Raw genomic sequence first — 20,234 nt, forward strand, 5'->3', positions numbered from 1 at the left:
GGAGGGAGCTCGAATGGGCAGCGGCTATGAGGTAGCGGTTTATTATTTTCCGCAGTGGCATGCGGATCCGAAAAACGAAGCGAGCAAAGGAAAAGGATGGACGGAATGGCCGTCGCTTAGGAGCGCGAAGCCGCGATTTCCCGGGCACGAGCAGCCGAAGCGGCCGCTCTGGGGCGAGATCGACGAAGCGGACCCGCGCGTGTCCGAAATGCAGATTCGGGCGGCGGCCGACCACGGCATTACCTGCTTTCTTTACGATTGGTACTGGGACATGGGCGGCGGAGAGGGGCCGTTCCTGCATCGTGCGCTGGAAGAAGGATTCCTGCAGGCAGCCAATCGCGACCGGCTGAAGTTCGCGCTTATGTGGGCGAATCATAACGAAGTGTCCCGGGCGCGGTTCGACGCAATGACCGATTATATCGTGGGGCATTATCTCTGTTATGACAACTACCTGACGATCGACGGGAAGCTGTACTTCTCGATCTACGAATGCATGACGCTCATCCGCGGGCTGGGCGGCATCGAGGCGACGGCGGAAGCGCTGGCCGATTTTCGCCGCAAAGTCAGGGAAGCCGGCTACGCGGATCTGCATCTGAATCTCGTCGAGTGGGGATTAAATCCGCAGCATGCCGACATCATCGGCCCCGACGCGAACGCGCTGCTCGCAAGGCTTGGCGCGGACAGCGTCACGTCCTACGTATGGCTGCACCATGCGGAGCCGGCATCGTTCCCGGGTGTCGACTATGCCGAGTGGTCCGAGCAGGCGACGGGAATGTGGGACGACCTGCAGGCGCGATTCTCCTCCGTGCCCTACTATCCGAACGTGACGATGGGGTGGGACCCGAGCCCGCGCTGCGATCCGGACTTGCCGTACGTAAGAGGGGACTATCCGTATACGCCGGTCGCGACGGACAATACGCCGGCCGCCTTCGAGGAGGCGCTGCAAAAAGCGAAAGCGTACCTCGACCGCACGCGTTTATCGCCCCCGATGCTGACCGTCTATGCATGGAACGAATGGACGGAAGGGGGGTATCTGGAACCGGACACCAAGCACGGCATGGGTTATCTGGAAGCGATCCGAAACGTATTTCATTCTTGACCGAGAGGGAGAGATTCAGATGCGAAAAATCGTTTTCTTCTGCGTATGGTTCGGCTCTATGTTGGGATTGGCGGTGCTTGGGGGCTTCCCCGGCGCTCGGACGGCGTATGCCGCCGACTATTCGGTACAGCAGTGGCAGGCGGTCGAAATTACGCTGAACAGCTCCGTTACTTACACGGATCCGTTTAACAGCGTGGACGTAACGGCAACCTTTACGGGACCGGGCGGAACGGTCATTACGCGTCCGGCGTTCTGGGACGGGGGCAACGTCTGGAAAATCCGCTTCGCGCCCACCAAGACCGGCAGCTGGACGATGACGACGGCCGCTACGGATACGGCGAATACGGGCCTGCACAACGTGACGAAGACCGTCGATGCCTTGAGCTATACGGGCAGCAAGGATATTTACAAGCACGGCTTCCTGAAAGTAAGCACGAATGGCCGTTACCTCACCTACGCCGACGGTACGCCGTTCTTCTATTTGGGCGATACGCACTGGATCCTGCCGCATGAGCGGTTCTCTACGTCGAACGCGGCAGGCGTCGCTTCGCAGTTCAAGTATACGGTGGACAAAAGAGTCGCCCAAGGCTTCACCGTCTACCAGTCCGAACCGATCTGGCAACCGCACGGCGGCGGGACGCACGCAGGCGCCGACGAGGAAGCGGTCGCCAATCTGAACGACGGCTTTACGAGCGCAGACCTTGCGGGCTTCGCGAACCTCGACCGGAAGTTCAAGTACATCGCGGATCAGGGGCTCGTCCATGCCAACGCGCAGGTGAGCTGGGCGAACGATCCCGCAAGCTACGGCGTTTACACCAACGCTTATATGGGCAAGATCGCGCGCTACTGGGTCGCCCGCTACGGGGCTTATCCCGTCATCTGGACGATCGCGCAGGAAATCGACAAGAACATGTACGGCAATTACAATGCGACGACGATCCAGAAATGGTATGCGGTCGGCCAGAGCATCTCCGACAACGACGCCTACAACCATCCGCTCATGCCGCACATGGAAGACGCGAGCTCCACGGTCGCTTCGACTTCGTGGTGGGCGAGCAAAGCCTATCACGACGGCTGGGCCGTGCAGTGGCAGGGCGACATGACCGGAATGAGCATCGCCAAGAACTTCTGGAACAATGCCGCGGTCAAGCCCTCGGTGCTTTATGAGAGCGCTTACGATCAATTCTGGACCGACGGAAACGGTGCGCTAGGCGCGGCCTACAAGGCGTTCCAGTACGGCATGTACGGTTATGGCTACGGGGCGGCCGGGGTGTGGAACGACAATTATTCCAAGCCGGGAGACCCGGACGACTTCGGCACTGCCTACGAATTGCCGGCTCGATATTACTGGTGGTACGACGGCGCCAATCTGGCGACAGGGGATCGGCTCACTTATTTCAAAGCGTTCTATACGAGCCTGGAGTGGTGGAAGCTCACGCCACGGTTCGACGACGGCGCTTGGGGTTCTTTCGGCGACGGCGAACGTTCTCTCCTCTCGTCTGACGGGAACGGCACTTATGTGGTGTTTTTCTTTAACGGAACGACGGCGTCGGGAACGCTCAAGCAGATGGACAACAGCCGCCTGTATATAGCGCGATGGTTTAATCCGCGCACCGGTGCCTATTCGACGATCTCGAATACGGTGCATGCCTCGGGCGGGCTCTGGTCGATACCGGGCAAGCCGGACGCCTCCGACTGGGTGCTGCTCGTGCAGAAGACTGCCACCGCGGCGCCAGCCAATCTGGATCTGGGCAAGACGTATTCCAGCTCGTCGTCATGGGATGCGAGCCAGACGGCGCCCAAGGCGTTCGACCAGAACTATATTACCGACTGGCAAGCGTGTAACGGCTGCTGGAGCGGGCAATGGCTGGCGGTCGACTTCGGGGCGAACACGACGTTTAACCAGGCCGTGCTGACCGAATACAACGGCCGGACGCAAGGGTACCGGATCGAATATTGGAACGGCTCGACCTGGCAGACGGCGTACACGGGAACGACGATCGGCGCGACCGGCATCCCGCGCGTGCTCACGTTTCCTGCCGTGACGGGGAGCAAGGCGCGGATCTACTTCACGTCGGGCAACGAGCACGCGCCGATCATCTACGAATTCGAACTTTATAACCTATGAACGCGCTTAATGATGCGAAGGAGTGATATCGATTGTTCGCGAAAAGACGGTTGGCAGGCCTGACGGCCTTCCTGTTGATTCTCGGTCTGCTGCTGGAGGCGATCCCCTCGACGCTTCCCGCGGCTGCGGCCGGGGCCAAAGCTTACGAGGCGGCGCCCGAGCCTTCCTACCTCGTGTCGAAGGGGGCGGCGGTCACCGGCTATAACGGAATGACCTTTAACGACGGCGTTCCGGCCAATCTTACGGACGGCCTGCCGGACACGCTGGCAGGGGGTTACGGGCGCGTGGATCTGGTGATCGATCTGGAAAGGAAGCAGCCTTTGAACTACGTCCGAATCTTGTTCAACCGGATGTGGAACGGCGACAATACAATCTTCGTCTCGGACGACGGCGAGAGCTGGCAGACCGTCGTCTCGGGCAGCGAAGGGCAATACGATTATTTGAAGGATACGACCACGACGGACGATCAGAATCAGCCCAATGAGCTCGGGGCGCTGCTGCCCGACGGGACGGAAGGCCGTTATGTCCGTGTGACGACCAAGGACTGGGCGAACCTGTACGAGGTCGAGGTGTATACTTCCCAGGAACCGTTGGCCGAAAAGAAGGATTACGCGGCCTCTGCGCCTGACGGATCGCGGCTGGTCTCGCAGGGGGCAAGCGTGACCGGCTACAACGGCATGAAGTTCAATGACGGCGAACCTGCCAGCTTGACCGACGGGAATCCCGGCACGATGGCGGGCGGGTACGGCACGGTCGATTTTTATGTCGACCTCGGCCGCAAGCTGACGCTCGATTATGTAAAGATCCTTTTTAACCGGATGTGGCAGGGCACGAACAAGCTTTACGTCTCCGACGATGCCGAACACTGGACGGCCGTGCTGAGCGGCGACGGCAGCGCGTACGACTATCTGAAGGATAAGACGGCGACGAACGGAGAGACGCAGCCGAACGAGCTCGGCGCGCTGCTGCCGGCGGGAACGGAAGGCAGGTACGTCCGCTTCACAGCCCGCGATTGGGCCAATCTGTACGAATTCCAGGTGTATTCCTCGCAGCCGATCCCGGTCGAACGCATTACGGTTCAGGGGCCGGCGAAGCTGGAGGTCGTGAAAGGCTTGACGATGAAGCTGAACGCCATCTATCAGCCCGCCACCGCGACTCGGCAAGAGGTGACCTGGCAGGTCGCTGCCAAGGAAGGCACCGGTGGCGACGCATCGATCGATCCGTCGACCGGACTGCTGACCGCGATATCGCCCGGCATCGTTACCGTTACGGCAACGGCTGCGGACGGCTCGGGCATCGCCGGGTCCGCGGATATCGCGATCGTGCCGGCGGGCGCAACCTGGCGGGAGCTGGAGCTTGCGCTGGTAAGCGCCAAGACATACGACGATCCGTTTCTTTCCGTTGATGTGACCGCTATCTTCACGGGTCCGCATGGCGAGAAGCTGACACGGCCGGCATTCTGGGACGGTGGAAATACGTGGAAGGTCCGCTTCGCGCCGACGTCGGCCGGGCAATGGACGGTAAAGACGGCTTCGAATATCCCCGACGATACGGGCCTGAACAAGGAAGAAACGGTCTCTTTTGAAGTCATTCCGTACGCCGGACCACTCGATATTTATCAACGGGGTTTCTTGAAGGCCGATGAAGGAAAACGATATTTCACCTACGGTGACGGCACGCCATTCTTCTATCTGGGCGACACGCACTGGTTGATGCCGGACGAGAAGTTCGATTCCTCGAACGTCGACGGCGTCGATTCGCAGTTCAAGTACGCGGTCGATCATCGCGTCAGCCAGGGCTATACCGTGTACCAATCGGAGCCGCTGTATTCGAACGGCATGGGGTTGAACGTGACCCGGGGGATTCAAACGGACAGCCTCGCCAAGCTCGCGGATATCGACCGCAAATTCCAATATATCGCGGATGCCGGACTGGTGCATGCCAACGCGGCGTTGACGTTCACAAGCGTGCTGGGCGTGACGGACCACGATTTGCTGAAGCGGCTTGGCCGCTACTGGCAAGCGCGGTACGGTGCATACCCGGTGCTGTGGACGGTCGCGCAGGAGATCGACCCCAAGTTCGGCGATCTCGATCCGCAATACTGGAAACTCGTCGCGCAAGGCATCGCCGAGAGCGATGACTACAAGCACCCGTTGACCGCCCATATGGCGGCGGTCGCATCGTTCGAGACGACCTGGGGAGATTTGCCGTTCCATTCCTGGTTCGGGGCGCAGGTGCTGACCTTGACGAAGGAATTTTATCAATCGTTCATGGCTTATCCGCAGGTTAAGCCTGTTATCACCTACGAGACGGGCTACGAAAATAACGTGACGACGGCCGACAGCCCGCGCAAAACGCCTTACATCGCGTTCCAGAACGGATCCTTCGGCTTCGGCTACGGGTCCCAGGGCGTGTGGGCCATCAATCATTCGCCGGACGATTGGTTCCACTACGGCTCATATTATCGCTGGTTCGACGGACTGAACGCGACGGCGGGCAGCCAGATGACGTATTTCAAACGGTTTTATTCGAACCTCGAATGGTGGAAGCTGACGCCGGTATTCGGCGATGCGAGCTATGCCGACTTCGCGGCGCGAGACAATATGTTCATGGCCGTAGACGGCAGCAAGACGTTCGTCGTTTATTTCGCAGACAGCGACAAGCGGACGGGGACATTGAAAAAAATGGCCGACACGACCTACAAAGCGCAGTGGTACGACACGAGAACCGGAGCGTATACGTTGATCTCCGATCGCGTCGTGCCGGTGAGCGGCGATTGGACCGTTCCCGAGAAACCGGACGGGGCGGATTGGGTGCTGCTCGTCACCTCCGCGGATTCCGCGCTCGCGCCCAAGCTGGAGGTCATGAGCGCAGACAATGCCACGACCGTCTTCGTAAGGCAGGGAACGCTGCAAATGTCGGCTGCGATCGCGGGCAGCGACAGGACCGGCAGCGTCAACTGGACGGTCGTAAATACGGACGGCACGCCAACTTCATTGGCTTCCGTCAATGAAGCGGGTTTGCTGACAGCTGTCGGGGCGGGCAACGGCATCGTTCGGGTCGTCGCTTCGATGAAGGACGGCAGCGGCATGTCGGGCGCCAAGACCGTCATCATCGCCCGGCAGGACAAGAGCGAGCCGCCGGCCAAGGCCGGGAAGATTACGATCAAGGACGGCGGCAACCGTCAGCTGCTCGCTTACTTCGAGCCAAACGACACGCTCGATCAGCGGGCGGCATGGGCCGTCTACGAGGCGGACGGCGTCACGCCGACCGACAAGGCGCAGATTACGGCCGACACGGGCATCATCTATCTGCTCAAAGAGGGAACCGTCAAGGTGGTTGCCACCGCCAGGGACGGATCGGGCGTCAGCGGCACCTACGATTATACGATCAAGTTTGACGACAAGATCGTCAATCCGCTGTTCGAAGGCGCGACGGTCACCGCGTCTACGACGGACTACCTGAACGACTATCGTCCGGTCAAGGCGATCACGAGCCAATACGGGGACTGGAAAGGATGGACCTCCGGCACGGACGTGAAGGCATCTTACGATGACCCGCAGTGGTTGCAGGTCGCGTTCAAGGCGCCGACGACGTTCAATCGAGTGGAGGTGTACTCCACCCAAGGCTATCAGATCAAGGACTTCGACGTGCAATATTGGGACGGATCGAAGTGGGCGGTGTTCTATTCGATCAAGGGGAATACGTCCAATGCGGTCAAAGCGCTCATCCCGGACGTCACGACGGACAAAGTCCGGATCGTCGGCTACAAGGGCGACGGGCTCGGGATTGTTCGGGTCAGCGCGATCGAAGTGTACCAGGATGCGCAGTCGCATGACGCGCGATTGAAGATGCTCGCCTATGGCGATGCCGGCGCTTCGGTGCCGGGCTTCGAAGCGGGGAAGACCGGATACGACGTCGTGCTTCCGTCGGGAACGACGGCTGCTCCGGTTGTCACCGTTGCGACGATGCATGAGAAGGCGACGGTAACGATCGTGCAGCCCGAGTCCGCGACGGGAAAAGCCGTCATTGAGGTGACCGCCGAGGACGGCGAGACGAAGTCGGCCTATGAGGTGAGATTTTCTGTTGCGCCGGCGAGCGGGGGACCGTCTCCGGGTACGGGTACAGGGAACGGCAACGGTAACAATAACGGCAATGGCAACGGCACGGATCCGGGGACTGGTCCGGGCGAACAGCCGGGTACGGGTCCGGGGACGCAACCCGGCGGTCCGGGCAGCGGAGCCTTGCCTGCCGACGTATCGGCAGAACACTGGGCGGCGGACAGCATCCGCGAGGCGGTCCGGCTCGGCATCGTCAGCGGGTACCCGGGCGGAACGTTCCAGCCGAACCGCAAGGTGAGCCGGGCGGAGTTTGCCGTTATGCTGGCGCGGGCGTTGAAGCCGGAGGGTGGAGGCGCAGGTGCTGGCGAAAGTGCAGGGGCCAGTGCAAGTGCCAATGCAGGAACGACGGTGACATTCACCGATGCGGCCAGCATTGCCCCATGGGCGCAGCCGTACGTGACCCAAGCGGTTGAACAGGGCTGGTTCTCCGGCTATGCCGACGGCACCTTCCGTCCGGGCGCCGCGATGACCCGGGTGGAGATGGCGGTGCTGATCGCGCGGGCGGCAGGCTTGCAGGCGGACGCGGAGTCCGGGCTGTCCGCGCTCTCCTTCGCCGACGCAGACCGCATTCCGAAGTGGGCATTACCATACGTAGCGGCCGCCGCGAAGGCCGGGCTGATCAAAGGCATCGGCGGCAACCGCTTCGATCCAGCCGGCATCGTGACGCGCGCTCAAGCCGTAACGATCGTCATGGCGATGCTGAACCGATCGTAGTTTTCACCAACTGATTTGCAACAGGGGCTGTCTCCGAGAAGAATCCACGACTTGGAGTCAGCTCCTTGCTTTATGCTGCGCGATGCGTCGGCCAAGTATGGATCTACGTCAACACATCTTGCTCAGCGCGCTGTATTTATAGACCAATATTTTCTAAAATAGGCATATCAGTCTATCAGTATATCAGTCATTCGCGGCAGAGGAGAATAGAAGTAAATGAATAGTTCCAATCCCATCGTCGATATTGGCGTCAACTTGATGCATCGCTCGTTTAACCAGGACCGGGAGGCGGTCGTCGAAAAGGCGATTGCGAGCGGCGTCACGCCGCTAGTCATTACAGGAACTAGTTTGCGGAGCAGCCAAGAAGCCGCACGCTACGCCGGGCAATATCCGGGCAAGCTCTATGCGACGGCGGGGGTGCATCCTCACGATGCCAAGAGCTGCAGCCCGGACACGATCCGAAAGCTAAGGGAGTTGGCTGCCCAGCCGCAAGTCGTCGCGATCGGGGAGTGCGGGCTGGACTACAACCGGGATTTCTCGCCGCGGGACGTGCAGCGCCGGTGGTTCGGCGAGCAGATCAAGCTGGCGCTCGAGCTCGATATGCCGCTTTTTCTGCATGATCGGGAGGCGCACCAGGACTTCATATCCATCCTGAAGGAGCATGGCGCGCCAAAAGCGGTCGTTCATTGCTTCACCGGAACCTATGCGGAGCTGAAGGCCTATCTGGACCTGGGCTTCTACATCGGGATTACGGGCTGGATCTGCGACGAGCGAAGGGGCAAACCGCTGCGGGATCTCGTGCTGAACATTCCGCTGGACCGCCTGATGGTGGAGACGGATGCGCCATTTTTGACGCCTCGGGACCTGAAGGAGAAACCGGCGGAGGGCAGAAACGAGCCCGCGTTCCTGCCGCACATCCTGCAAGCCGTGGCTCGCTGCATGGGCAAGCCGGCTGAAGAAGTGGCGAAGGCCACGACGAAGACGGCCAGAGAATTCTTTCGCCTAACATAGAACAAGCGCCGGGCTTCCCTGACCGGCGCTTGTTCTTATTTTCTACGGTAAGTCTTCTCCCAATCGTTGATCCAATCTGCCTGGCTCCAACGACGCTTCCATGCCGAGCGCGTAGTCTCCCACTCCAGAGTCGCCTGCCGTTTCGTCTGGTAGAATCGATAATCGCAAATGTCCCAGGAGCAATACACTTTTCGATACCACTTGCCGTTCGCGATCTCGTCTCTGTAGCGACGAACCGCTTTGCTCGCCATTCGTTTGGCCAGGCGTGTATACGGAGTGGCGTGATCGTTGCAAACCGGCGTTTTCTTGAAGCTTCTGCTCATCTGTTCTCTAACCTCCTCAGGGGGAAGCTAGAGACCGTCGAGTATGATCATGTTTTACCTCCTGAAAAGGATAGGGGGCGGTTGGCTGAGAAAGCGAGTATGGTGGCCGAGGTCGATACCGCGAGTAAATACGAATAGCGGCTATTTTTATAATAAGAAAGGGATTAAACTCCAAGTAAGCGCGATTACGTTTAACCCAGCTTTGAAATTGAATACGAAGGAGGCAACTCCTCATTCAGGACTTGTTTATTATGGTTGTGCTCGTCTGGAGCGTCTTATTGCTTCTCTTTTTTACTTCCTTTTATCAGAACCGCTTCGTATCGATACTGTGGATTGTAACGGCACTACTCTGGTTATTATTTTCACCGTATATTGTCGAGCCGACAACCTGGATCGCCCTAGGGTGTCTCTCTTTAATTTTAGGCGTATTCATGCTAATTAAAAGATTCAAATCCGTATTTGCGTTCTGGGCACTTATTCTACTGGCATCTTCAGTGAGCTACATTAATAAAGAACCTCTTCAAGGTATCGTGTATGCTTTGTTTGTCTTGATTTGGATCTGGTGGAGAGGAAAAAGCTTGATTCGTAAACTTGCAGCTTAACAGGAGATTCGACGATCAGGCACGCAATCTATCATTCAGAAACTTCTCAGCTACCGATCAGGCTGTCTTCAGTGCGTTAATGCATGATGGGAGAGGGACGGGCTTTGACCCCGTCGAATGGGAGGCATCAGCATGAAGATATCTTCATCTAACGGCAGCAGCTATACGAGCTCCGCATCCACAGCCAGCGACACCTCCGCTCTGGAGAAGCAGAAAACGAAGATTGAAGCGGCGATCAAGGAAGAGCAGCAGAGCAAGGACGATCAAAAGACGAAGGAAAAGAAACTCGAGCTGCTGCGGACGCAGCTTCAGCAAATCGAGCAGCAGATCGCTCAAAAGAATAACTCGGCGGCGAAAGTCGGATCGTCCTCGGAAGGGCAGCAATCCGCACAACAGCAGAGCGTCGCTCAGGCTCCGGACAAAAACGCGCTGGGCGTCAACCAGGCCGAGGAGGAAGGGCGCTACGACATCCGAATCTGAGCGAACATAATAAAAGAATCACAATGGAGAACGCCCTTTTCAAAGCGTTCTCTTTTTGTTTGCGCTTAATCTCCCCTAATAAGAAGGGAACCGCCCCCTCGTTGTCGAAAGGCAAGAAAAGAGTCAAATTTTGGCGAAATGGAAATAGGGAGACAAGCCCGCATGATTCGCGTGATGCTGATTGACGATGAAGAAGATGCCCTGAATTTGCTGGAGATCCTGCTGGGGCAGATGGGCGATGTCGAGGTCGCCGGCAGATACATGAATCCGGTTCAGGCGCTTGAAGCGCTGGAACGGACTTCTGTCGACGCGGTGTTCCTCGACAATCAGATGCCGGGCATCCTGGGGACGGAAGCGGCCAGAAGGATCCGGCAGACGATGCCTACGATGCCTATCATTTTCACGACGGCCTATTCGGAGTACGCGGTCGAAGCGTTCGAGATCCAATCGACCGACTATTTGCTGAAGCCATTTACGATAGACCGTCTGCAGAACGCGGTGGCGCGCATCCGGCAATCTTTGCCGCAACTTATTTCCCAAGCGAACCGGAACGGGGGCACCGAGACGAGCCCGACCGCTGTCGTCCAATGCTTGGGCGGGTTCCAGATCCAAGCGTCGGAAGCCGGCAAGGGCGGCGTGTCATGGAAGACGAAAAAGGAAAAGGAGCTTTGCGCGTTTCTCGTCCATTACGAAGGAAAGTCCGCGAATGCGGCGGCGATCATCGAAGCGCTATGGCAGGGCTACGATCTGAACAAGGCGAAGACGTATTTGTATACGTGCCTGTCCTATTTGCGGAAAACCTTGACGGAGCACCGCGTTCCGATCCGCATCCACAAGTTCGATCAAGGCTTCATGGCCGAGCTGGACGGCGTAACGGTCGATGTCGCGGCATTCGTACGATATCTGGAAGGCTCCGCGCCGACCCAAGACGTAAGCGCATACGACCGGATGAACCGGCTGTACCAGGGCGAATATATGGAGGCGTGCGACTTCGGCTGGGCAATGCCCAGGCAGCTCGAGATCAGGGCCTCGTACATCCGCGCACTTCGCGCCTGGCATACGTCGTTCCGGAGCCAGGGCCGTCTTGAGCTGGCGGCGGACAGCCTGCAGCGCATACTGGCGCTCGCTCCCGAGTCCGAGCCGGATGGACGCGAGCTCATGCGGCTGCATCTGGAGGCGGGCGATCGCCATCAAGCCTACCGCGTCGGCCGGCAGCTCGAGCAGGCGGTGCGGATCCAACTGTCCGCCGAGTTGGAGGATGAGACGCTGCGGCTGATCCGGCAGACGACAGACGAAGCCTCAAGAGGCGTACGATGAGAGAAAAAGTCGCCGCGGCGCTGATCACGCTCCTTTTGTTAATCGCGACCTTCAGTCTGTTGTTGACTTTCTCCTCCCGGCTTCAGAAGCCGGCAACTGCAGCAGTTAACGGGTATATGGACCTCAGCGCATGGCGATTCGAGGAGGACGGCGTCATTCCGCTGGACGGCCAGTGGGAGCTGTATCCGGGCAAGCTGCTGACCGGACGGGACTTCGCCGCAGACGGAGAGCCGCTGACGCCCGCGATAACGCAGGTGCCCGGATCCTGGTCGAAGCAGATGGATACGCTCGGCATGGCCACCTATCGATTGCGCGTCCAGGTCCGCGATCCGGGCGAGGTCTACGGTTTAAAAACGGCGTCGATCCCGGTCTCCAATCGTCTCATCGTCAATGGCCAGGTCGTCGGCTCGAGCGGAAATCCGGCGGAGGAGCGGCAATACGAGGCGTTTAATCGGCCGTACGTGAGCTATTTTACGCTGCAGCCGGGCTGGAACGAGATATTGCTGCAAGTGGCCAACTTCGATTTTCGCGCCAACAGCGGGATCGTCGAGTCGATTCGGCTGGGCAAGGCCGGCCAGATTACCGAGCTTCGCGATCGGGCGACCGCGCACGACTGGATTTCGGTCAGCGTTTTTCTGATCATGGGGCTTTATTTTTTCGGTCTATATACGCAGCGCAGGAACGATTTCTCGCTTGCCGTATTCGGCATCGTCTGTCTTTGCATCGCGCTGTTTATTAGCGTCAGCGGCGAGCGGGTGCTGCTCCATGCAGCCGGCTGGCTCCCGTTCCGGCTTTATTATCGCATCCAGCTGACTTCGGCGATCGGCGTTGGGCTCGGATTTTTCCTATATTTAAATACGGCGTTTCGGCCCTATTGCTTTAAATGGCTCGTTCGATGCAGCGTGGCGATCGGAACGATACTGGGCGTGCTGGATGCCGGTTTCGGGCCTCAGCTATCGGGAGGACTGACTCGCCCGCTGACGTCTTTATTCGCTACCTTTGCTTTGCTGTACGCTACCTACGTGTTCATATTGGCCGCACTGCACCGCGTGGCCGGCAGCCGGTATCTGGCCGTGGCGGCTTTGGCCTTGAACGTGATGGCGCTAAGCCTGAATATGAACTTTTATTTTGGCGTACCGATCTATGCGCTCCCGCCGGTCGAGCCCTTCCTGGTGCTGCTGATGCTCGCCCTGCTTATGTCGCTCCGATTCTCGAACGCTTTTCACAAAATCGAAGAGCTGTCCGGTCAGCTGCTGCAAGCGGACAAGATGAAGGACGACTTTCTGGCCCGTACCTCGCATGAATTCAAAACGCCGCTGCACGGCGTGATGAATATCTCGCAGTCGATGCTGGATAATGCCGCGTCTCCGCCGACCGCCGATCAGCGGGATAAGCTCCGGTTGATTACGGATATTACGAAGCGTCTGTCGCAGCTCGTCTATGACATTTTGGACCTGTCCAAGCTAAAGCGCGGCGAGCTCGGGGTCGAACCGGCGCCGATCGAGGTCCGCTCGGTCGCGGAGGTACAGGTGCAGTTTTATTCCTACTTGTGCATGGATCGCAGCATCGCGCTGGAAAATCGCGTTCCCGCGGACTTGCCGCTCGCGCTCGCCGACGAGAGCCGTCTGAGTCAAGTGATCGGAAATTTGCTGGATAATGCGATTAAGCATACCGAGAGCGGCAGCGTTGTCGTATCCGGGCTGGAACGCGGCGGCTGGCTGGAGATTGCGGTGCAGGATACGGGGAAAGGCATTGAGCCGCAGGATCTTCCCTTTATTTTCGAGCCGTTCAAATCGCTTGAGCGCGCGCAGAGCCGCAGCTTCGGCTTGGGGCTGTCGATCGCGAAGCAGCTGGTCGAGCTGCAGGGCGGTACGCTGACAGTCGCTTCTTCTCCAGGCGTCGGATCGACGTTTACGTTCACGCTCCCGATCGCGGCCCGAAGCCTTGAAGCGGCGCAGTCTTCATTGTCGCATGCGCCCTCATCGTTCCTGTCGAACCGCCTGGCAGAGCCCCTGGCAGCCGAATATTTCTTTGCGACGCCGCATTACTCGAATCCGGACGGCGAACGTACGGTGCTCATCGTCGACGACCAGCACGTGAATCTGAAGGTGCTGCTGGACGCGCTTCAGCCGCTTCATTACCGGCTGATCGCGGTCAAAGACGGGTACGAGGCGCTGGCGGAGATCGACCGGCCGGGCCGGATCGACCTCGTCATTCTCGATCTGATGATGCCGGGCATGTCGGGCTACGAGGTGTGCCAGGAGATCCGCAAGCGTTATACGCTGCTGGAGCTGCCGGTTCTGATGGTGACGGCGGCCATTCAGCCGCAGGAGAAGGTGGCCGCCTTCCAGGCCGGGGCCAACGATTACTTGCCGAAGCCGTTCGATCTGGAGGAGCTGAAGGCCAGAATCGGCAGTCTGCTGGCGATGAAGGAGTCGCTTGGCCGGGCGGTCTATCTGGAGGTCGCGTTTTTGCAATCGCAGATCAAGCCGCATTTTTTGCATAACGTACTGAACAGCATCGCGGCATCCAGCTATACGGACGCGGACCGCGCGCGCAAGATGATCGTCGACCTCTCCGATTACTTGCGCGGCAGCTTCCGCTTCAGCAACGCGGAGGGACGGATCTCCTTTGCGGAGGAATTTCAGCTGATTCGGACGTATGTCGATATCGAGCAGGCCAGGTTCAAGGACCGGATCCGCTTCGAATACGACATCGCAGCAGAAGCGTATGCGCTCCGATTGCCGCCGCTGCTGGTGCAGCCGTTGGTCGAGAATGCGATACGGCACGGCATCGGCAGCCGGATCGAGGGAGGCACGGTCAAGCTGACGGCGGCCTTGTCGGACGGGCAGTGGCAGCTTGTCGTGACCGACGACGGCGTCGGCATCGCGCCCGAACAATTGAAGAAGCTGCTTGATCGCGCCGATGCGAAGGAAACCCAGGGCGTCGGTTTGCTGAATATCAACAAACGCCTGAAGTACGAATATGGAGTTGCGCTGGAGCTTGCGAGCGAGCAAGGCCGCGGGACGACCATCACGATGCGCATTCCGGATAAATCGTCGTGAGGCGCGCTGTATGAGAAAAAACAAGCAAACTGAAAATGACAGGCTCCCGTTCTAGGAACGGCGAAGCCTGTTTTTTAACATAGCAGAAAGTAAAAATGTGGCGGCGCTTCATAGGCAGGGAAGCGTATCTTTGGCATGTCGGAGCTTTTCGATGGCTTGCGGGCAGCAAAACCTGCATTTAAAGTCAATTTCATAAACATTTTTTGCCAGTACAAATCCGAACTTTTAATACGAAATAGAATCTCTGAGATTCGGAAATAATCCCAAAACCGAACGTTATTCGTCAAATCTTATGAATAAGTTTGTTTGAACTTGCGATTTTTTGAATTATGAAATTGACTTTTTATACATGTATTTTCTATCGGCGCGCGCCACTTGAGGAAATACCTGCAAATGTACAGGTAAATGCAAAGCATTAGCCGAAAATTCGGCTGATGGCGTAAAATAGCTGCGCTTTCGCATCTATCCTGCTTAAAAGGGCTTATATCGGCGGAAATAGATGTTTATTTGCATGCATTGCTGTAAAGGAACAACGCGGGCGACGATTGGGCGATCCTTTGAAACGGCCGGTGGCGGACGAGCTATTGACAGGCGTATCGCGGGACTCCAGTTGCGGATATCCGCTAACCTAAGAGAGGCTGTCAGGGCGAGCTTCCCCGACGTTTTTTCTTTTGACGAACGTTTTAGAAAAATGTCGATTTTTAAGGTTTCTTTAAGGTGCCGTCAGCTAAGCTGAGCATGGATTGGATACTATTGGATAAAGGTGGGTACGGCGTGAATAAACAATACGGCACGCAATGGAGTAAAGCTTGGCGTGACAGGAAATGGCTTGCGTTCCTCTCCAGCCTGGCGCTGGTCTTGTCTCTGTTTTCCTCCGCAGGCGGGAGCGCTTATGCCGATAGCGGCATGAGCGGACAAGGCACGGCCGAAAGTCCCTGGAAGGTCACGAATTCGTTTAACCTGGGCCTCATCGGTTCAAGCAATTATCCGCTAAACGGCTATTATATTTTGAAGAACGATATCGCGCTGACGGAAGCGTGGACGCCGATCGGCTTTGATTCAGATGACGGCTTCACCGGCACGTTCGACGGCAACGGCCATACGATCTCCGGCCTGTCGATCGATCGGCCGGCGGAGGACAATATCGGACTGTTCTCCCAGATTACCAACGGTGCCGTATATAACTTGACGATTGAGGCGGATCCAGCAACAGGCATCGTCGGCAACTATAATGTTGGTTTGCTGGCGGGAACGGTCACGCAGACGAATCAATATAAGCAAGCTTGGGTGACTTTGGTCAAGGCGAGCGGTAATGTGACGGGAAATCGAAACGTCGGCGGCTTGGTCGGTTATGCGGAAGCGAACAATTCCTATTACGCTCTATTTGCCTACAACCGTATGGGCACGGGTGTCGTGACCGGGACTAGAAGCGTTGGCGGGCTCGTGGGATGGTCCGGCAAGACCTTTGTTTATAACTCCTCTTCTGCGGCTTCCGTTCAAAATGGCGAAGCTATGGGCGGCCTGCTCGGCTATGCCACGGGTACGAAGGTGACAAGAAGCTATGCGACTGGAAACGTTAAGGCGATATCTCCTAGCCGCAGCAATATCGGCGGTCTCATCGGCGCGTCGAGCGAGAACGACATTCAGATGAATTACGCCACCGGCGACGTGACGGGCTCCGTGGCCGGCGGTTTGATCGGCATCTCGACCGGAGACCGTATCCTGCATAACTACGCAACCGGAAGCGTCAGTGCGACTGGCTTAACCCAAGGTTTAATCGGCGAAAACGTCGGATTGACGCAGTCGGTCGTCGCGTCCTATTGGGACACGAGCACATCCGGCGTGCCGGACGCGGACGAATCCGACACCGCGCAGTACGGCATCGGGCGCAGCACGGCCGAGATGCAAGATGAGACGACGTTCACGTCGGCTTCGGCGACGAACCAGAAGTGGGATTTCGAGCATTACTGGTTCATGCAGGCGGACGGCTATCCGCAGCTGTACGGCGGCATGGACCTCAAGCTCGACGTGGATCCGAGCGCCGTATCGGATCAGATCTCGCATTCGCACGAGCTGACGGTTAATGCGAACTCCGGCTATGTCGTTTACGGTCAGACGGTTACGGTCTATCGGGCCGCGGATGATGCCAATGTCGGCACGTTCGGCCCCGGAGAGAGCGCATCGATACCGGTCACGCTGGATACGACCGGCGCGGTCGAAGGAAAGATGAGACTGGACGACGGCTACTATTTGGTCGATCAAGACGGCCGCCGGACGAGCGTTTTTTATCCCGAGATTCTGGTAGACAATACGCCGCCGACTTGGACGGACGGCGCTTCGATCGCGCCGAGCGAGAACGGCGGCAACATCAATTTATCCTGGACCGGTGCCGTCGACGGCACGGGCAGCGGCGTGGCCTATTATAATGTGTACGTAAACGGGACGGCTGCCCAAGTGAACGGAACGGCGACTACGGTAAGCAGTCCGCCGGCGAATGCCGTATACGAAGTCGAAGCGGTAGACAAGGCGGGGAACAAGAGTACGAAGCTTTCCTTCGGCGGCACGCCTTCGACGACAACGATCAGCGGTCTGAAAAACATTACGTTCGGGCAGATCGATGGCTACTACCTGTCTTACGTAACGGGCGCACCTTCCTCTTCCGGGATCGGTTCGCAGAGTTATGGCGGCACGCAGTCCTTTTACATCGACGGCGTTTTGCAGAAAAAAGACGTGCAGCTGGGGACGATCACGGGCGCGTACAGTACGTTTTCCTTCAAAGTCGGCGACTTTTCGGAAGGTCCGCATACGCTTAAGGCGGTTTATTCCGGCTACGTCGGCAAATTCCAGGGAATCGATTACGCAGTAGCTTCCAGCGAGGGAACGCTGGAATTTATCATTAACGGCCTGAAGGTCGACGCGAGCGATCCGAGCGGCGCGGCCAACAACGGCAAGACGAAGCTGACCGTGACGCCTGCTCCGGCGTCGGGCCACAAGCTCGTGTACCGCAACTTCGGCAGCGGCGATGCGACGGTGCCTGTCGTGGGCGAGGCGCTGGACCTGACCGATTATTCGGATCTGCCGGAAAGCGGGCTGATTGCAGCGGCGAACGGCGATCATATCGGCGTCGTGGAGATCGATGCGGCATCGGCAAACGTGGTTCACTTCGGACAGGGGATCGCCGTCTCGACAGACGAGACGGAAGGGCCGGGTCCGGTTCCGGCGTCCGGGCTGACGGTCGTGTCGACCGATCCAAGCGGTGCGGAGAACGACGGCAAGACGCGGCTGGCGGTAACGCCGGAGCCGACATCGTTGAACAAGCTGGTGTATTACAACTTCGGAAGCGGTAATGTGACGGTTCCGAATGTAGGCGATACGCTGAACCTGGCCGAATACGCGGACCTGCCGGCTGACGGCCTGGTCGCGGCGTCTAGCGGAGATAAAGTCGCTGTAGCGGAGATCGATGCAGCGGGCGCGGTCGTTCGCTTCGGGCAGACGACGGCCGTGGCATCGGACGATTCCGGAGGACCTGGACCGGTTCCGGCGACGGGGCTGACGGTCGTGTCCAGCGACCCGAGCGGCGCGGAGAACGACGGCAAGACGCGGCTCACGGTAACGCCTGAGCCGATGTCGGTGAACAAGCTGGTGTACTATAACTTTGGCAGCGGCTCTGTGACTGTGCCCTATGTGGACGATTTGCTCGACTTGGCGGAATATGCGGACTTGCCTGCTGACGGCCTGATCGGGGCGGCAAACGGCGATAAACTCGGGGTTGCGGAAGTCGACGCAGCGGGCGCCGTCGTTCGCTTCGGCCAGACGACGGCCGTCGTGGTGAAGGAGGACGACGGGTACGTTCCGCCGATCTATGTCCCTTCGAACCCGGTCCCGACTGATGAGGTAGAGGTTCTCGTCAACGGCAAACTAGAGAAGCTGGGCAAGGCGAAAACCGCCGAAGCCGGCGGCGTGAAGACGACCACCGTCACCGTGGATGCGGCCAAGCTGCAAGCGAAGCTGGACGCGGAAGGCAGCCATGCGGTCGTGACGATACCGGTTGCAGGAGAATCGGCGCTCAAGGTCGGACAATTGACCGGCCAGCTGGTCAAGAACATGGAGAACGCATCGGCTACGCTCGTTCTCCGGACAGATAAGGCGAGTTATACGATTCCGGCCAAGGAATTCAACATCGACGCCTTGTCCGGGAAGCTGGGACAAGCGTTAAAGCTCGAAGACATCCAGGTGCAGATCGAGATTGCCGATCCGTCTGCGGACACGGCAGCCTTGGCGCAGAAGGCAGCCGCGCACGGCGAGTTCACGCTTGTCGTGCCGCCGGTCAGCTTTACGGTTCGCGCGATTTATGGCAATGCATCGGTAGAAGTGACGTCCTTCAACGCCTATGTAGAGCGGACGATCGCGATACCGGACGGCGTGGATGCGAGTAAGATTACGACGGGCGTCGTTATTGATCCGGATGGCACGACACGCCACGTGCCGACGCAAATCGTCGTCATCGACGGCCGCTATTACGCCAAGATCAACAGCTTGACCAACAGCATGTATGCGGTCGTGTCGCATGAGCTGGCATTTGCCGATATGACGAATCATTGGGCCAAGGCAGCGGTAGAAGACATGGGCTCCCGGATGGTCGTCGAGGGCACCGGAGACGGGTTGTTCAGCCCGTACCGCGAAGTGACTCGCGCGGAATTTGCGGCGATCGTCGTGCGCGGGCTCGGACTGAAGCCGGTGAGCGGCGCTACCGCATTCTCGGACGTGGCGGCCGGGGATTGGTACGGCACCGCGATCGCCACGGCAAGCGCATACGGCTTGATCGATGGGTTTTCGGGCGGCACGTTCCGGCCGAACGACAAGCTCACCCGGGAGCAGGCCATGGTCATCCTCTCCAAAGCGATGGGGATCACCGGATTGCAAGGCAAGCTGTCGATTCCGTCGGCCGACGCTGCGCTGCGCTCGTTCAAGGATGCGGCGGCAGTATCCGCATGGGCGCAGGAAGGCGTTGCGGCCAGCGTGACGGCCGGCATCGCAACCGGTCGCGGCGACGCGAAGCTTGCGCCGAAGGAAGCCGTAACCAGGGCCGAGGTCGCGGCGCTCGTGCAGCGACTCCTGCAGAAGTCGGGCTTGATTTAAGCAGATAAAAGGGTACAGCGTCCTCGTTATTTTGAGGGGGCTGTACCCTTTGTTTTATCGCACGGAAAAACCGTGCTACTCCGGACCAACGGCCGCGCCGCAGCGGAGTTAACCGGAAAAACCCACTAGCCTTGCATAAAAATTAACATGAAAATCAATCTAAAATTACTATTTATGTTAATTAAAGCGGGTTTTTCATGGGCAAAAAACAAAAAGACCCCTATTGTAGAGAAGA

General features: G+C 58.4%; 9 protein-coding genes. 8 read left to right on the forward strand and 1 reads right to left on the reverse strand.

Going from position 1 to position 20,234, the window contains the following annotated elements; translation table 11 throughout:
- Positions 1-13 precede the first annotated feature (13 nt).
- The 4 genes from ACFSR7_RS35685 (at position 14) to ACFSR7_RS35700 (ending at position 9,073) form a co-directional block, all read left to right on the forward strand.
- A complete protein-coding gene (locus ACFSR7_RS35685) occupies positions 14-1,099 on the forward strand; it encodes a glycoside hydrolase family 99-like domain-containing protein (RefSeq protein ID WP_378169416.1) in 1,086 nt (361 codons plus the stop codon).
- Positions 1,100-1,118: 19 nt separating this feature from the next.
- Complete coding sequence (locus ACFSR7_RS35690) at positions 1,119-3,227, forward strand: apiosidase-like domain-containing protein (protein ID WP_378169417.1); 2,109 nt, start codon at positions 1,119-1,121, stop codon at positions 3,225-3,227.
- A 32-nt stretch (positions 3,228-3,259) separates the two neighbouring features.
- Positions 3,260-8,062: an S-layer homology domain-containing protein gene (locus tag ACFSR7_RS35695; protein ID WP_378169418.1), complete on the forward strand. Its 4,803-nt coding sequence runs from the start codon at positions 3,260-3,262 to the stop codon at positions 8,060-8,062.
- Between the two features lie 216 nt (positions 8,063-8,278).
- Positions 8,279-9,073, forward strand: coding sequence for a TatD family hydrolase (locus tag ACFSR7_RS35700; RefSeq protein ID WP_378169419.1), 795 nt, complete (start codon positions 8,279-8,281; stop codon positions 9,071-9,073).
- Positions 9,074-9,108: 35 nt separating this feature from the next.
- Here ACFSR7_RS35700 and ACFSR7_RS35705 read toward each other — a convergent pair whose 3' ends face one another.
- Positions 9,109-9,396, reverse strand: a complete 288-nt coding sequence (locus ACFSR7_RS35705) for a hypothetical protein (RefSeq protein WP_378169421.1) — start codon at positions 9,394-9,396, stop codon at positions 9,109-9,111.
- A 734-nt stretch (positions 9,397-10,130) separates the two neighbouring features.
- Here ACFSR7_RS35705 and ACFSR7_RS35710 point away from each other — a divergent pair.
- The 4 genes from ACFSR7_RS35710 to ACFSR7_RS35725 all read left to right on the forward strand — a co-directional run bounded on the left by ACFSR7_RS35710 (position 10,131) and on the right by ACFSR7_RS35725 (position 19,999).
- A complete protein-coding gene (locus tag ACFSR7_RS35710) occupies positions 10,131-10,478 on the forward strand; it encodes a FlxA-like family protein (RefSeq protein ID WP_378169423.1) in 348 nt (115 codons plus the stop codon).
- Positions 10,479-10,640: 162 nt separating this feature from the next.
- Positions 10,641-11,795, forward strand: a complete 1,155-nt coding sequence (locus ACFSR7_RS35715; RefSeq protein ID WP_378169424.1) for a response regulator — start codon at positions 10,641-10,643, stop codon at positions 11,793-11,795.
- Positions 11,792-14,860, forward strand: coding sequence for an ATP-binding protein (locus ACFSR7_RS35720; RefSeq protein WP_378169425.1), 3,069 nt, complete (start codon positions 11,792-11,794; stop codon positions 14,858-14,860). Before ACFSR7_RS35715 ends, ACFSR7_RS35720 begins: the two co-directional genes overlap by 4 nt.
- A 774-nt stretch (positions 14,861-15,634) precedes the next feature.
- A complete protein-coding gene (locus ACFSR7_RS35725) occupies positions 15,635-19,999 on the forward strand; it encodes an S-layer homology domain-containing protein (RefSeq protein WP_378169426.1) in 4,365 nt (1,454 codons plus the stop codon).
- The last annotated feature ends 235 nt before the right edge of the window (positions 20,000-20,234 follow it).

The organism is Cohnella sp. GCM10020058 (assembly GCF_042683485.1).
Classification (GTDB): Bacteria; Bacillota; Bacilli; order Paenibacillales; family Paenibacillaceae; genus Cohnella.